A 15,022-nucleotide genomic window follows, 5' to 3' on the forward strand; every position below is an offset into this window, starting at 1 on the left:
GCATTCTTAATTTGCCAAATTAATGATAAAAAAGGGGTTTTCTTATATTGGAATATATTTTTTATATGGGATAGCCCTGCTTCCACTCCCTATACTTTACGGTTTTTCAAATATACTTTATTATATTCTTTATTATATTAGCGGATATAGAAGAAAAGTTGTGAGGGATAACCTTCAGAACTCTTTCCCTGAGAAAAATATTTACCAGATCATTTCCATAGAAAAGCATTATTACAAATACTTATGCGATTTGATATTTGAAATTATAAAAATGCCTTTAATTTCTAAAAAGGAATTAGCTATAAGATATAAATTCAATAACCTGAACCTTATTGAAGAGCGATTACAAAAAGATGAAAGTGTTATTGCTTGCTCGGCACATTATGGAAATTGGGAATGGGGAATGCTTGCATTTGGTTTGAATTTATCTAAAACCAAATATGTTATTTATAAACCGCTTAACAATAAAGTATTTGATAATTGGTTCTATAACATGCGTGCCCGCTTTGGAAATACGCCAATTGCAATGAAACAAACCCTTCGTACAGTTGCTGGTTCCAGGAAAACAACTTCAGTATTTTGTTTCGCCTCAGATCAAACACCAGTAAAGGATCCTACAAATTATTGGATGAATTTCTTACATCAACAAACGCCAGTATTCTCCGGACCTGAAAAAATTGCGGTACAAACCAACCGACCAGTATATTATTTAAAGGTTAACGTTATCAAAAGGGGTTATTACGAAGTTGACTGCATACCCATTATTGCACATCCTAAAGAAGCAATGGAACATGAAATTACAGCTGCACAATTCAAAATTTTAGAAGATCATATTAATGCAAAACCTCAATATTGGCTATGGAGTCATAAAAGATGGAAACACAGGCCAGAAATCAACTAATATGGATCCAAGGGTAGCTGTCGTAATTTTAAATTGGAACGGAAAATGTCTGCTGGAAAAATTTTTACCAAGCGTCATTAAATCCAGCTATGACAACCTTCAAATTATTGTTGGTGACAACTGCTCAACAGATGGATCTGTTGATTATTTAAATCTGGCTTTCCCTACCATTAAAGTTATACAAAGTGATAAAAACTATGGTTTTGCTGAAGGATATAATAAAATATTGTCTCAGGTTGAAGCCGATTATTTTATTCTCTTAAATTCTGATGTTGAAGTTCCTGAAAACTGGATTAAACCAGTTATAGCGCTCATGGAAAGTGATGATCAAATTGCTGCAGCACAACCAAAAATTAAATCGCAATCAGATCAATCTAAATTTGAATATGCTGGTGCTGCTGGTGGTTTTATGGATCAATATGCTTATCCTTTTTGTCGTGGAAGAATATTTGAGACTATAGAAACAGATACCGGACAGTATAATGATTCTATAGAAATATTTTGGGCCAGCGGCGCCGCACTTTTTATAAAGAGTAACTATTGGAAAAAGGCCAGAGGTTTAGATGCCGACTTATTTGCACACATGGAAGAAATAGATTTATGCTGGAGGTTAAAAAACCTGGGTTATAAAATCATGTTTTGTCCTGATGCAGAAGTTTATCACGTAGGTGGAGGTTCTTTAAACGCAACAAACCCTTTTAAAACCTATCTTAATTTCAGAAACAACCTGATTATCATGCAAAAAAACCTATCCTCATCAGAAGCCTTTCGCATGATATTTATTCGCTTTCTCCTAGATTTGGTAGCCCTGTTAAACTTTTTAGCTAAAGGGGAAGTAAAGTTCGCATGGGCCGTTTCAAAAGCACATTTCGATTTTTTCAAAAACTTTTCTATCACCCATAAAAAGAAATCCGATGTGCAATTACCCTACAGCGAACACATAGGTATGTACCATAAAAGCATTGTTTATCAGTATTTTATAAAAAAAATTAAACACTTTAGCCGTTTATAAAACTTTCCAGCGCCAGGCGGTAACCATCCATACCAAAACCAGTTAATACACCTTTACAATTCTTACCCGTTAAAGAAACATGCCGGTACGCCTCTCTGGCATAAATGTTAGAAACATGAACTTCAATTACGGGAACTTTGATGCCAGAAATAGCATCTGCTAGGGCAACTGAGGTATGCGTATAACCACCAGCGTTTAATACAATTCCGTCAATTGAAAAACCAACTTCATGAAGTTTATTGATCAGCTCGCCTTCAACATTACTTTGAAAATAGTCAATTTCAAAGTTCGGGTAAAGCATTTTTAATTCCTCAAGATAAGCCTCAAAACTTTGGCTACCATAAATGCCTGGCTCACGAATTCCTAAAAGGTTTAAATTTGGTCCGTTAATAATTTGTATCTTCATCCCTCCAAACTTAATGGTAAAAACTTATAGTATAAAATTTTTCTGTGATTATCAATCCCTATTTAAAAGAATTTAAAACCTTTCTGAAACTGGAGCGCGCACTTTCCAACAATTCAATCGATGCTTATCTAAACGATGTCAATAAACTTATACAATATTTTGATGCCATCGATCTAAATATGGCAGCTAAAGACATCACTATTAAAGACCTTAAAGCTTTCCTGAAATGGTTAAATGAATTAGGAGTATTACCAAATTCACAGGCAAGAATAGTATCGGGACTGAAATCTTATTTTGCCTTCCTAATGATTGAAACCATAATTTTTGATGATCCAACAGAATTACTGGAAGCGCCAAATATCAATAAGAAACTCCCAAGTACGCTTTCCCTATTAGAAATTAACGATTTAATTGAAGCTATAGATGCCTCAACATCCGAAGGCATGCGAAATAAAGCAATTATTGAAGTCTTATATGGTTGTGGACTGCGAGTTTCAGAGCTTTGCAACCTTCGCATTTCTGATTTAAATACAGCAGCTGAATATATTAAAGTAACAGGAAAAGGAAATAAAGAACGTATCCTACCCATTGGAAGCATAGCGCTTAAATTTGTTAATCTTTATTTAGCAGAGGTTAGGGTACATTCAAAAATAAAAAAGGGCAATGAAGATTTTATTTTCTTAAACCGTATTGGAACCAAATTATCACGCATCTCTATATTCACCATCATTAAAACACTTGCTGATAAAATAGGCTTAAAAAAAAGCATCAGTCCGCATACCTTAAGACATTCTTTCGCGACACATTTGGTTGAAGGAGGAGCGGATTTACGTGCAGTGCAGGAAATGCTCGGACATTCAAGTATTACGACAACAGAAATATACACGCACCTTGATCGTGATTACCTGCATTCCATTATCACACAATTTCATCCACGAAATTAACCCGCAACTCGGCAACAAATCATTCTATCTTTTCCCTGCATATCCTTTTTTAAAACAATATGAATAAATCCCTTAGCGGCTAATAGCGCTACAGTTTGTCGCCCCAGGTATTCGTTAATTTCGAAAAACAAATACCCATTTTTATTAAGGTTTTGTTGCGCAAAATCAGCAATTGTGTTATAGAAAATCAAGGGGTTTTCATTGCTAACAAAAAGAGCCTGATGTGGTTCATACTCCATCACATTTGCATGCATTGCATCTTTTTCGTTTTCTTTAATATACGGTGGATTGCTCACTATCAATTCAAACTTTTGATGACTGTTATATTCCAGCACATCAGCAGCAATAAATTGGACGGCCACTTTATTTTTTTCCGCATTTAGCGTTGCAATGGCTAATGCTTCAGCAGAAATATCCAAGGCAAATACATTCCATTCTTTCAAATGCTTTTTTAAAGAAATTGCTATACAACCACTTCCTGTACCTATGTCGAGCAAATCTCCATTTTGATGAGTTGGAAGTATGGTTTGAAGTATCCAGTCTACCAATTCCTCTGTCTCAGCTCTTGGGATTAATACCGCAGGGCTTACGCTAAAAGTTAGTCCATAAAAATGTGCCTCATTAAAAATGTATTGAATAGGCTTTCCAAGCTGCAGTTGTTTAATGACATCTTGATATAGCTGAAATTCACCTAATTTTAACAAAACTTGATTGCTCAGCATTACTTTACTCCATCCCCATCCCGAAATCTTTTCTACGGCCATATAAAATAGTGCTTCAGCTTCCTGAGGATCAAAATAACCGGCAATTTCACGGACAAAAAAGTGTTTTAAAGCTTTAAAATTCATACGTTGTAAAAGTAATTAAATCAAACAATATACCTTACTTTTGCGATGATGACAGATGAATTATATATGCAGCGATGCCTGGAACTGGCCCAAACAGGAATCGCCTCGGTAAGTCCTAACCCGATGGTGGGTTGTGTTATCGTCAAAGGTCATAAAATCATTGGGGAAGGTTATCATTCAAAATTCGGTCAGGCACATGCTGAACTAAATGCTGTAAATGCAGTTATTGCTCAATATGGCACCCAAGCGGCTTCACTTTTAAAAGATGCTACAGTGTATGTCACCCTTGAACCTTGTGCCCATTTTGGAAAAACCCCTCCTTGTGCAGATCTATTAATAAGGCATGAAGTTAAAAAAGTTGTCATAAGCAATAATGATCCATTTCCAGATGTTGATGGCAAAGGGATTTCAAAATTAAAGAATGCCGGCATTGAAGTTCACCAAGGGGTTTTAGAAAACGAGTGCAGGCAACTTAACAGGCGCTTCTTCACCAGAATTGAAAAACAGAGGCCATACATTATATTAAAATGGGCACAGACTGCCAATGGCTATTTTGCCCCTTTAAATTCTTCAAAACAATGGATTAGCACTCCTCTTGCTAAAAGGTTAGTTCACAAATGGCGTTCTGAAGAAGATGCAATCCTTGTGGGAAAAAAAACCATAATTGCAGATAATCCACAATTGACTACAAGAGAATGGGAAGGTAAAAATCCAATAAGACTTGTTATTGATAAAAACCTGGAAATACCTTTTGAAAAGCATATTTATAACAAAGAGGCTAAGACTATTGTATTTAACGAGGTACAAACAAACGTTATTCAAAACATCCATTATATACAAATGGAGGATATGAAGTATTATTTAGCGCAAAAAATAGCCTTTCAATTATATTTAATGGATGTACAGTCAGTAATTATAGAGGGTGGTGCCAATATATTAAATCAATTCATTTCTTCCGGTTTATGGGATGAAGCAAGGGTTTTCAATGCGGCTAAAAATTGGGAAACGGGTGTCTATGCGCCACAAATAAATGGATTAATTACGGAGGTAATCCCAATTAATCTGGATAAACTGATCATTTATAAAAATTGGCAATCTATATGATCTATATCTTAATCAGCATCTGCTGTAGTGTTACTGTTGCTGTTCTTTTAAAACTCGCACGCCGGTATAAAATCAATATTATACAAACTGTTAGCTGGAATTATCTTTTTGCCATAGCATTAGGCTGTTTTTTCTTTAAACCACAATTCAATGATCTCGTGGTTATTCCTTCTCCTACCTATATTATATTAGGTATACTACTGCCAGTAATATTCTGGTTTTTAGCGGCATCTATTAAGCACATTGGCATTGTTAAGAGTGATATAGCACAAAGACTGTCTTTATTTATACCCATATTAGCTGCCTTTTTCTTATTCAAAGAACAAATGAATAGCTTAAAATTAATTGGTCTCCTCTTAGGCTTTACAGCAATCTTATTGGTTTTAATTAAAAAACAAAATTCGACTAAAACATCCACCAATTGGTTATACCCGATAATCGTTTTTCTGGGTTTTGGAGTAATAGATGTTTTATTCAAGAAAATAGCACAAATACAAACAATACCTTATACGACCTCCCTAATCATTATTTTTAGTATCGCTTTTCTGGTTTCTATCTTATCCATTTTATACCTTATAATTTATAAGAATGAAAAACTTGCCTTCATCAACTTTATTTGTGGTGGAATACTGGGTGTCTTTAATTTTGGAAATATTCTATTTTACCTTAAAGCGCACCAGAGTTTAGCACAAAGCCCATCTACAGTCTTTGCCGCAATGAATATCGGTGTCATTATTTTAGGAAGTATAATTGGAATTTATTTGTTTAAGGAAAAATTTAGCAAGATCAATTACATTGGCTTAACTCTGGCTCTGGGATCAATTATTCTGATTACTTTATCACAAATTTATGCTGTTTGATGACACCTATTATACCATAAAATACCCTGCAGAAGGTACTTTTAAAGATAAAGGCAGTAAATTTCTTGCCTATGCTTTTCCTATAACCCACGAAGAACAAGTAAAACCACTAATAATTAAACTCAAATCAGAACATGGTAAGGCCAGGCATTTCTGCTGGGCTTTACGTTTAAGTCCTGATAAAAGCATTTTCCGTATCAACGACGACGGTGAGCCTTCCGGAACAGCAGGAAGACCTATTTTGAACACCTTACTTTCTAATGAATTAACCAATATAGTAGTAGTTGTAGTGCGTTATTTTGGCGGTACACTTTTAGGTGTTCCTGGTTTAATTAACGCTTATAAAAGTGCCACCATTGAAGCTTTAAAAAATTCATGTAAAACAGAGAAAACCATTAATGATTGCTACAAAATAACTTTTGATTATTTAAGTATGAATGAAGTAATGAAAACCATTAAGGACGAAGACTTAACCGTTCATTCCCAATTTTTTGACTCTACCTGTAGCTTGAATATTGAAGTTAGAAAATCAATGCTAATTAAAGTTCTTAAACGTTTAGAAGATATAGATACTTTAAAAGCCGAATATATTAGAACGGTTTAATTGCTTACGCAACATCAAGGCTTAACATGAAAAAATTATTATCATCAGACTTAGTTATCAATGAAGACAGTAGTATCTACCACCTTAATCTTTTACCTGAAGATGTTGCTGAAACCGTCATTACTGTTGGAGATCCTAACCGTGTTTCAGAAATCACCAAACATTTCGATTCAATCGAATTAAAAAAAGGAAAACGAGAATTTATCACGCATACTGGCCTACTGGGGAAAAAGAGAATAACGGTAATTTCTACTGGTATTGGAACCGATAATATTGATATTGTTATCAATGAACTCGATGCATTGGTAAATATTGACTTTGAAACGAGAACTGTTAAAGAAAACCTCACTTCTTTAAATATCATACGGATTGGCACTTCCGGTGCGGTACAACCCGACTTACCCATGGGTACCATACTGGCATCTTCTTTTGGTTTAGGATTCGACTCGTTGATGAACTATTACCTTCATGAAGTATCTGGTGAAGTACACAATTTACTGGAAGCTATTAAAATGCATTTTTCTACCGATAGAAACATACACCCCTATTTAACTGCTGCAGATCCAGTTTTATTAAAAACCATAGGAAGAGATTTTGTGCATGGCATTACTGCAACAGCACCAGGATTTTATGCGCCACAAGGACGACAGCTACGTGCTAAAAATGCTGTACCTAATTTTATTGACATGATTAGTAACTTTAAACAGGGACCTGATAGAATTACCAACCTTGAAATGGAAACAGCTGGCATTTATGGATTATCAAAAGTACTCGGACATAAGGCATTATCAATCAATGCTATTTTAGCCAGTCGCGTTAGTTTTGAATTCAGTAAAAACCCACAGAAAATAGTAGAAAATGCTATAAAAATGATTTTGGAAAGGCTAGCTTAATTGGGAAGGTAATATTGATAAATGTAAAATTGGAATATTGATTTTTAGTCAAACAAAATATACGAAAAATGTGTTAAATTTATTTACCTAAAAACATTAACTATGTTCCAGAATTTAAAACATAAACTTACAATTGTTACGGGAAATGCACTAATCAATATAAATGATGCAAGAGAAATGGATGCTGGAAAAAGACTTATATCGATAATAGTTGGGGCATATATTTTTCAAAGAGGAATAAAACTAGCTTTCCATTCTCCTGTAATGGGAATTCAGGAACTTTTAATTGGTGGCTTTCTTTTGTATAATGGCGCAACAGGAATTAATACTTTAGCACGAATTAAACCTAAAGAAATTTCTCAAATAAGGAAAAACCAAATACAGGGAAATGACCCAGATTCCATACCAGCATTTATATAAGGGCCGGTTAAGCAGAACCGACCCTTTATACAAAATTAAACCTACAAACAAAATAATGCAATTAATCCGTATTTAAGATATTATTTTTAAAACTTTTTGCTCTTCTTCTAAGCTCTTTAAGCGCTTTATCTTTCAATTGCCTAACCCTCTCCTTACTTAAGCCATTTATAATCGCAATTTCTTCCAGTATAATCGGCTCAGAATTCCCTAAACCAAAATATAGAATAATAATATTGCGTTCACGTAGTGGTAAGGTATCTAAAATTTTTCTAATATCATCATTAAAAGAATCTTTTAGCAAGGCACAATCAGGACCTGGACTGTTATCAGCTATAGTGTCAAGTAAAGTACTTCCAATTTCATCGCTAATAATGGCATCTAAAGAAACTGGTAGCCTGGCAATATTTAGATATTCCTCCACTTTATCAATATCAACATCCATAAAATCAGATAGTTCCGATGATGAAGGTACTCTTTCTAAATCCTGTTCTAATGTTAAGGTTGCTTTATTAAGCTTTATGATTGAACTGATTTGGTTTAGGGGTAAGCGTACAATTCGGGTCTGGTCTGATAGTGCTTGTAAAATGGCTTGCCTGATCCACCAAACGGCAAAAGAAATGAACTTAAATCCTTTAGTTTCATTGAATCTTTGCGCTGCTTTAATTAATCCAAGGTTTCCTTCGTTGATTAAATCACCCAGCGCCATTCCTCTATGTTGATATTTTTTAGCTACAGATACAACGAATCTTAAATTGGAGCTTACAAGTAGGTCCATTGCACGAAGATCACCATCACGAACTCTCTTAGCCAGATTACTTTCTTCTTCCACACTTAATAAACCTATTTTTCCAATATCCGATAAATACTTATCTAAAGATGCTGAATCTCTACTTGTAATGGTTTGTCCGATTTTTAATTGCCTCATAACTTTGTCTTTTTTATATTCAATTATACTCTTAACCAGATTTACACCATTAAAACAAAGTTACTTTAACCAAAAGAATACTTTGAGGCTTAATAACTATAATTAATTGGCTTAAACAAATATTAAAAGAAAAATCAACATTTCAAAATAAGAAAATCACTTTCATTGAAAAAAATTAACTTAATGCCTTTTCCAATCATTAAGGCCTTATTATTAATTTAAATTAATTTATTTACAAATATCATCAAAAAAAGAAAAATATTAATTTATAAATAAATTATCAATAATAGAAAATAGATTTAAAAATTTTTAAAGCGGGGATTTAATCCTTTTTACAAGCTATTGACGTCATTGACGACAATCTTTATTTTAAAACATTTACTTTTGTACCAGATTAGAACACAATGAGTAAAAGAGGCAGAATTTTAGTAGCCATGAGTGGCGGTGTGGATAGTTCAGTAGCTGCTGTAATGCTACATGAACAAGGATATGAGGTAATTGGCCTTACCATGAAAACTTGGGATTACGCTACCTCTGGCACAAGTAGTAAGGAGACCGGCTGCTGCAGTCTCGACAGTATCAATGACGCCAGAACCTTAGCCGTTAATTATGGCTTCCCACATTATATTTTAGATATTAGGGATGAATTTGGCGACTATGTAATTGATAATTTTGTTGATGAATATTTAGCCGGACGCACCCCTAATCCTTGTGTATTGTGTAACACCCATATTAAATGGGAGGCTTTACTCAAACGAGCCAATAAGCTGGATTGTGAGTTTATTGCGACTGGTCATTATGCCAATGTCAGAAAACAAGATAACGGCAGACACGTAATTTCAAAAGGTTTTGATGAAAATAAAGATCAATCTTATGTTTTATGGGGGGTATCACAAGAAAACCTTTCACGGACAAAGTTCCCTTTAGGTTCTTTTGCAAAATCAAAAATCCGACAAATGGCTTTAGACATGGGTCAGGAAGAGCTTGCGAAGAAAAGCGAAAGCTATGAAATTTGCTTTGTTCCTGATAACGATTACCGTGCATTTTTGAAACATAAAGTAGAGGATCTTGAGGATAGAGTAGCAGGAGGAAATTTTATTCTTAGCAATGGAATGATTGTCGGACAGCATAAAGGTTATCCTTTTTATACGATCGGACAACGAAAAGGATTAGGTATTGCATTCGGCGAACCAATGTTTGTAACACAGATCTTACCAGAGAGCAATACAGTTGTACTTGGCAGAGCGGATGAGTTGGAAAGACGGGAAGCAATGGTTCGTAATATCAATTTAGTAAAATATGAAAACATTAACCTTCCAATGGATAATGTAATTACTAAAATACGTTATAAAGATGCTGGAATGTTAAGTACTATTGTACAGGAAAAAGATAAAATGAGGGTTGTATTCGACCATTCTGTATCAGCTATTGCACCAGGGCAGTCGGCCGTTTTCTATGAAGGCAATGATTTGCTTGGAGGTGGTTTCCTCTGCTAAACAGCAAAAAATAGTGAATTTTAAAAAAGGCTGCATCATTTTTAAAAATGATGCAGCCTTTTTTAAAATTTAATTTGATTAGAAGTTTTTAGTTATTGCAGGGTCTAAAGGTTTAACCGTTGACCTGTAACGGTGCAGAAGTTCACCCTTATTATTGATCAGGAACTTTTCGAAATTCCATTTAATATCTCCGGTAAAATCCGGATTCTGTGCCGAAGTAAGGTATTGAAATAAAGGATCAATATCTCCGCCCTTCACACTTACTTTTTCGCTTAACAAAAATGTAACGCCAAAATTCTTTTTACAGAAGTCCTGAATTTCTTTGTTGGTTGCTAACTCCTGACCTCCAAAATTTCCAGCAGGAAAACCTATAAGCACAATTTCTTTGCCATATTGTTGATGCAATTTTTCCAGATCTTCATACTGTGGGGTGTAACCACATTTCGAAGCGGTATTAACGATCAATATTTTCTTACCCTTAAATTTGGATAATTTAATCTCTTTACCATCAATGGTTTTGATTGTAAAATTGTAAATGTTCTTCGGTGGGCTGAAAAACATAGTTAGTAATATGAATAATATGTTCATAATGATAGGATTTATTTAAGAACGAATTTAAGAATTAATTTTTGGAAGAGAATCAAGTACTCAAAAAATGTAAAATATCAGACAAATATAACTATACCATACGCTTTAGCCAAGTAAAACAACCTTTTGAAATAGCTCCTAACTGATATAAAAAGTACGGAAATTACTGTCATTTGAATTTGAAAATTCAATAAAAAATGGATTCTATTTTGAATTTAGCGGTATTTATAGCTTTATTTGCAGAAAAACGTTCTGAATGGCTAAGAATTTATTAATAGTAGAGTCACCCGCAAAAGCTAAAACCATTGAAGGGTATTTAGGTAAAGATTTCTTGGTAAAATCGAGTTATGGCCATATCCGTGATTTGGTTAAAGGGGATATGGGAATTGATATAGCTAATAATTTCAGTCAGACTTACGAAGTACCTTCCGACAAGAAACAAGTGGTTGCAGAGTTAAAGAAGCTCGCTAAAGAGGCCGAAATGGTATGGCTAGCTTCCGATGAGGATCGTGAAGGAGAAGCAATTTCCTGGCACCTCTACGAAACCCTGGGATTAAAAGAAAACAAAACTAAACGTATCGTTTTCCATGAAATCACCAAACCAGCAATTTTAAAAGCAATTGAAACCCCTCGTACTATAGATTATAACTTGGTTCACGCGCAACAAGCCAGGCGTGTTTTGGACAGACTGGTTGGTTTCGAATTGTCGCCTGTATTATGGAAAAAAATCAAACCTTCTTTATCAGCTGGTCGAGTCCAATCGGTAGCTGTTAGGTTAATAGTAGACCGCGAAAGAGAATACAATAAATTTCAAGCAACTGCTGCCTTTAAAATATCGGCTCAATTTAATACCGGAAACGCAAAAGAATTGGTAAAAGCAGAATTACCACAACGATTTGAAAAGGAAACTGACGCAGAAAAGTTTTTGCAAGACTGCATTGCGGCATCTTTTAAAATCAGTCAACTTGAAACCAAGCCGGCTAAACGTAATCCGGCAGCACCTTTTACCACCTCTACCCTGCAGCAGGAAGCCTCAAGGAAACTTGGTTTCTCCGTATCCAGAACAATGCAGGTGGCACAAAGACTGTACGAAAGTGGAAAAATCACTTATATGCGTACAGATTCTGTCAACTTATCTGAAACGGCTATACTCGCTGCCTCAAATGAAATAAAATCTGCCTGGGGCGAGAAATACCTTCATCCAAGAACTTATAAAACTAAAACTGCTGGTGCTCAGGAAGCACATGAGGCCATTAGACCAACTTACTTTGATGCCCATAGCATTTCTGGAGATAGTTCAGAAGAAAGGCTGTATGAGTTGATATGGAAAAGGGCTATTGCTTCGCAAATGAGTGAAGCACTGTTTGAAAAAACATCGGCACATATTCAAATCAGCAGCAGAAGCGAACATTTGGTTGCAGAAGGTGAAGTATTAAAGTTCGATGGTTTCTTAAAGGTTTATTTAGAATCCAGTGACGATGATGAACTAGAAGAAGCAGAAAATAATAATATGCTTCCTCCATTAGCTAATGGTCAGTCGCTAACGTTGAGAGAAATGAACGCAACAGAGCGTTTCTCCCGTCCTCCGGCAAGATATACAGAAGCAAGTCTGGTTAAAAAACTCGAAGAGTTAGGAATTGGCCGTCCCTCTACCTATGCACCCACAATTTCGACAATTCAAAATCGGGGTTATGTGGTCAAAGAAGAGAAAGAAGGTAAAAAGCGCGACTTTGTATCTATGGTGTTAAGCAATGGCATTGTAAACAAAGAGATAAAAACAGAAATTACTGGTGCTGAAAAAAACAAACTTTTCCCAACAGATATTGGAGAGGTTGTCAATGATTTTCTAGTAGAGCACTTTAAAGATATTGTAAATTTCCACTTTACAGCTAAAGTTGAAAAGGAATTTGACGAAATTGCTCAGGGTTTGCAGGAGTGGACTAAAATGCTGCATTCTTTTTATACGCCATTTCATAAGGAAGTAGAAATCACATTGGAAACTGCCGAAAGAGCTAATGGCGAACGCTTGTTAGGTTTAGATCCGGCCAGTGGAAAAAATGTATATGTAAAAGTTGGCAAATATGGCCCATTGGTGCAAATTGGCCAAATTGATGACGAAGAAAAACCACGTTATGCTAGTTTGGCAAAATCGCAGTCGGTAGGTACCATTACCCTTGAAGATGCACTGGAGCAATTTAAATTACCTTTTCAATTAGAAGATTTTCAGGAAAAAGAGGTATCTGTTGGTGTTGGCCGTTTTGGCCCTTACGTTAAATGGGGAGATGCATTCATTTCTGTTCCTAAAAACGAGGATCCACTTTCTATTGATAAAGACCGTGCAGTGGAAATCATTAATGAAAAAATACTTGCCGATGCACCTGTGGCACATTATCAGGAACTTCCGGTAACCAAAGGTACAGGTCGCTTTGGCCCTTTCATTAAATGGAATGACTTGTTTATTAATGTACCTAAGGCATATAACTTTGAGCAGTTAAGTGACACAAATATTGATGAACTTATAGGTAAAAAAATAGAAAAGGAAGCTAATAGGTACATTCAACAATGGAATGCAGAGAAAATTGCGATAGAAAACGGAAGATGGGGACCATTTATCCGTTTCGGTAAAGAAATGCTGAAGCTAAGTAAAAACCCGGCTACCAAAGAAAAATACACGCAGGAAGACTTAAAAGACTTCTCTTTGGAAGAGGTGAAAAAACTAATTGAGGAGCAGATTCCAAATGCTTTCGAAGTAAAAGCAAAGGCGAAGAAAAAAGCAGTGAGTAAAACTGCGACAGTCGCTAAAAAAGTGACTGCAAAAAAAGTCGTTACCAAGAAAAAATAAAACAGCATAAGCTCACAGCTTTAAACCCGCATACAATTAAAGGTTATGATTGATTCATAACCTTTAAAATAACATATAATCATGAAAAAAGATCTTCCAGAAAATATTGTTGAGGATGTAGCGATGGCCGTAGTGCTGATTAGTGAAACTCCTGAAGTTGAAAATTGGAATGTTTACCTGATTAACTTAAAGCAGGAACCTATAACCAATGTTCTGATCAGCTCAAAAGGCTATGGTGAAAAAGATAGTAAACCTGTTAAAACTTCTGTATTGAGGCATTTTCTTGGCGACATGACTGCCCAATCCTTTACTGCCGTAGAGGCAATCGATACTTCCGTTTTTGGATTAACTAATGAATATTGGTTAAGTTATTATATTGGCAGCACTATTTACGACAGGAAATTCATCTTTCTGCCAGAGAGTATTGTAGATGAAAATTTAATCAAGATTCCATTGGTAAACAAAGCTGGCGTCATGATTAAATAAATAATATCATTATTTATTTAATAACTTTCGCTCCACTCCCCCTATTATAATTAAATATTGAGCAGTCATATAAATGGTTGTAATTAATACTCCTGCAAATGGAAAAGTAGCTACAAATTTATTAATGACTAATAGGCTATCCGATAAAAGCAGCAATAGCGCTCCAGCAAATATTAATATAAAGCTTTCCCTGTTTACACGCAGATTTCTAAAAACTGCCATCATGAGCATCATGCAGCTAATAAATACATAGATCATTACAGGTATCTTCATTATTCCTAAATAAGGACGTAAAAAAACATATAAACCCATACCAAATAAAGTACAAAAGGCTATTGCTATCCTTGCATTATTTTTATCCAATTCTTGTGCAGACCTGAAATCTAAATAAAAAGCCCGGGTATAAAATACATAACCAAGTAAGTTACAGATAAAACTGAGCGTTAAAAAACGACCAGTAAACAGTAACAAGAGAGAACCAGCCAAGGCAAACAATAAACCTGTAAAAAGGCGTTTATGAAACCGGCCATGAAGCTTGGTTTTCGTCACAAAAAACACCATTAAGATAAGAAGAAAACAAATATTGATGCTAATATGGAGTATTGAAACAGAAAAAAAGACTGCAATAAAATGAAAAACTAAAAGAATAAGAAAGAGCAAGCTGAATGCCTTATATTTTTTTAACATGAAGAG

General features: G+C 34.9%; 16 protein-coding genes. 11 read left to right on the forward strand and 5 right to left on the reverse strand.

The features are described 5' to 3' along the window. The first annotated feature begins 22 nt into the window (after positions 1-22). Both AAKU52_RS07675 and AAKU52_RS07680 read left to right on the forward strand, forming a co-directional pair. Positions 23-901 (forward strand): lysophospholipid acyltransferase family protein, encoded by an 879-nt coding sequence (locus AAKU52_RS07675; RefSeq protein ID WP_354331946.1) that lies wholly within the window; start codon positions 23-25, stop codon positions 899-901. 1 nt (position 902) lies between these two features. After that, positions 903-1,913 (forward strand): glycosyltransferase family 2 protein, encoded by a 1,011-nt coding sequence (locus AAKU52_RS07680; RefSeq protein WP_354332075.1) that lies wholly within the window; start codon positions 903-905, stop codon positions 1,911-1,913. Here AAKU52_RS07680 and aroQ read toward each other — a convergent pair. Continuing rightward, entirely contained in the window at positions 1,900-2,319 is a 420-nt protein-coding gene (gene aroQ / locus AAKU52_RS07685; RefSeq protein ID WP_354331948.1) for a type II 3-dehydroquinate dehydratase, read from the reverse strand. The genes AAKU52_RS07680 and aroQ overlap by 14 nt on opposite strands. 44 nt (positions 2,320-2,363) lie before the next feature. Between aroQ and xerD the strand changes: the two genes are divergently transcribed. Next, the gene (gene xerD, locus AAKU52_RS07690; protein WP_354331950.1) at positions 2,364-3,263 is read left to right on the forward strand and encodes a site-specific tyrosine recombinase XerD; all 900 of its coding nucleotides are present in this window, start codon (positions 2,364-2,366) and stop codon (positions 3,261-3,263) included. Here xerD and prmC read toward each other — a convergent pair. After that, positions 3,260-4,111: a peptide chain release factor N(5)-glutamine methyltransferase gene (gene prmC / locus AAKU52_RS07695; protein ID WP_354331952.1), complete on the reverse strand. Its 852-nt coding sequence runs from the start codon at positions 4,109-4,111 to the stop codon at positions 3,260-3,262. The genes xerD and prmC overlap by 4 nt on opposite strands. A 45-nt stretch (positions 4,112-4,156) precedes the next feature. Here prmC and ribD point away from each other — a divergent pair, with 45 nt between their 5' ends. The 5 genes from ribD (at position 4,157) to AAKU52_RS07720 (ending at position 7,992) form a co-directional block, all read left to right on the forward strand. Next, positions 4,157-5,215, forward strand: a complete 1,059-nt coding sequence (gene ribD, locus AAKU52_RS07700) for a bifunctional diaminohydroxyphosphoribosylaminopyrimidine deaminase/5-amino-6-(5-phosphoribosylamino)uracil reductase RibD (protein ID WP_354331954.1) — start codon at positions 4,157-4,159, stop codon at positions 5,213-5,215. Then, positions 5,212-6,075: an EamA family transporter gene (locus AAKU52_RS07705; RefSeq protein WP_354331956.1), complete on the forward strand. Its 864-nt coding sequence runs from the start codon at positions 5,212-5,214 to the stop codon at positions 6,073-6,075. The genes ribD and AAKU52_RS07705 overlap by 4 nt, the downstream gene beginning before the upstream one ends. Continuing rightward, on the forward strand, positions 6,065-6,679 hold the full coding sequence (locus AAKU52_RS07710) for an IMPACT family protein (protein ID WP_354331958.1): 615 nt from the start codon (positions 6,065-6,067) through the stop codon (positions 6,677-6,679). Before AAKU52_RS07705 ends, AAKU52_RS07710 begins: the two co-directional genes overlap by 11 nt. 26 nt (positions 6,680-6,705) lie before the next feature. After that, positions 6,706-7,572 (forward strand): nucleoside phosphorylase, encoded by an 867-nt coding sequence (locus tag AAKU52_RS07715; RefSeq protein WP_354331960.1) that lies wholly within the window; start codon positions 6,706-6,708, stop codon positions 7,570-7,572. 102 nt (positions 7,573-7,674) lie between these two features. Continuing rightward, positions 7,675-7,992: a hypothetical protein gene (locus AAKU52_RS07720; RefSeq protein WP_354331962.1), complete on the forward strand. Its 318-nt coding sequence runs from the start codon at positions 7,675-7,677 to the stop codon at positions 7,990-7,992. 61 nt (positions 7,993-8,053) lie between these two features. On the opposite strand, the gene AAKU52_RS07725 is transcribed toward AAKU52_RS07720, so the two are convergent. Then, positions 8,054-8,917 carry a sigma-70 family RNA polymerase sigma factor gene (locus AAKU52_RS07725; RefSeq protein WP_354331964.1) on the reverse strand — a complete coding sequence of 288 codons (864 nt, stop codon included), beginning with the start codon at positions 8,915-8,917 and terminating at the stop codon, positions 8,054-8,056. 404 nt (positions 8,918-9,321) lie between these two features. Between AAKU52_RS07725 and mnmA the strand changes: the two genes are divergently transcribed. Further along, complete coding sequence (mnmA, locus tag AAKU52_RS07730; protein ID WP_354331966.1) at positions 9,322-10,413, forward strand: tRNA 2-thiouridine(34) synthase MnmA; 1,092 nt, start codon at positions 9,322-9,324, stop codon at positions 10,411-10,413. A 78-nt stretch (positions 10,414-10,491) separates the two neighbouring features. Here mnmA and AAKU52_RS07735 read toward each other — a convergent pair whose 3' ends face one another. Next, positions 10,492-11,001 (reverse strand): glutathione peroxidase, encoded by a 510-nt coding sequence (locus AAKU52_RS07735; RefSeq protein WP_354331968.1) that lies wholly within the window; start codon positions 10,999-11,001, stop codon positions 10,492-10,494. A gap of 256 nt (positions 11,002-11,257) precedes the next feature. Between AAKU52_RS07735 and topA the strand changes: the two genes are divergently transcribed. Both topA and AAKU52_RS07745 read left to right on the forward strand, forming a co-directional pair. Beyond that, complete coding sequence (topA, locus tag AAKU52_RS07740) at positions 11,258-13,843, forward strand: type I DNA topoisomerase (RefSeq protein WP_354331970.1); 2,586 nt, start codon at positions 11,258-11,260, stop codon at positions 13,841-13,843. A gap of 81 nt (positions 13,844-13,924) precedes the next feature. Further along, complete coding sequence (locus AAKU52_RS07745; RefSeq protein ID WP_354331972.1) at positions 13,925-14,329, forward strand: hypothetical protein; 405 nt, start codon at positions 13,925-13,927, stop codon at positions 14,327-14,329. A gap of 9 nt (positions 14,330-14,338) precedes the next feature. Here AAKU52_RS07745 and AAKU52_RS07750 read toward each other — a convergent pair whose 3' ends face one another. Continuing rightward, positions 14,339-15,016 carry a lysoplasmalogenase gene (locus tag AAKU52_RS07750; protein WP_354331974.1) on the reverse strand — a complete coding sequence of 226 codons (678 nt, stop codon included), beginning with the start codon at positions 15,014-15,016 and terminating at the stop codon, positions 14,339-14,341. Positions 15,017-15,022: the final 6 nt, after the last annotated feature.

It is taken from the genome of Pedobacter sp. CG_S7 (assembly GCF_040544395.1).
Lineage (GTDB): Bacteria > Bacteroidota > Bacteroidia > Sphingobacteriales > Sphingobacteriaceae > Pedobacter.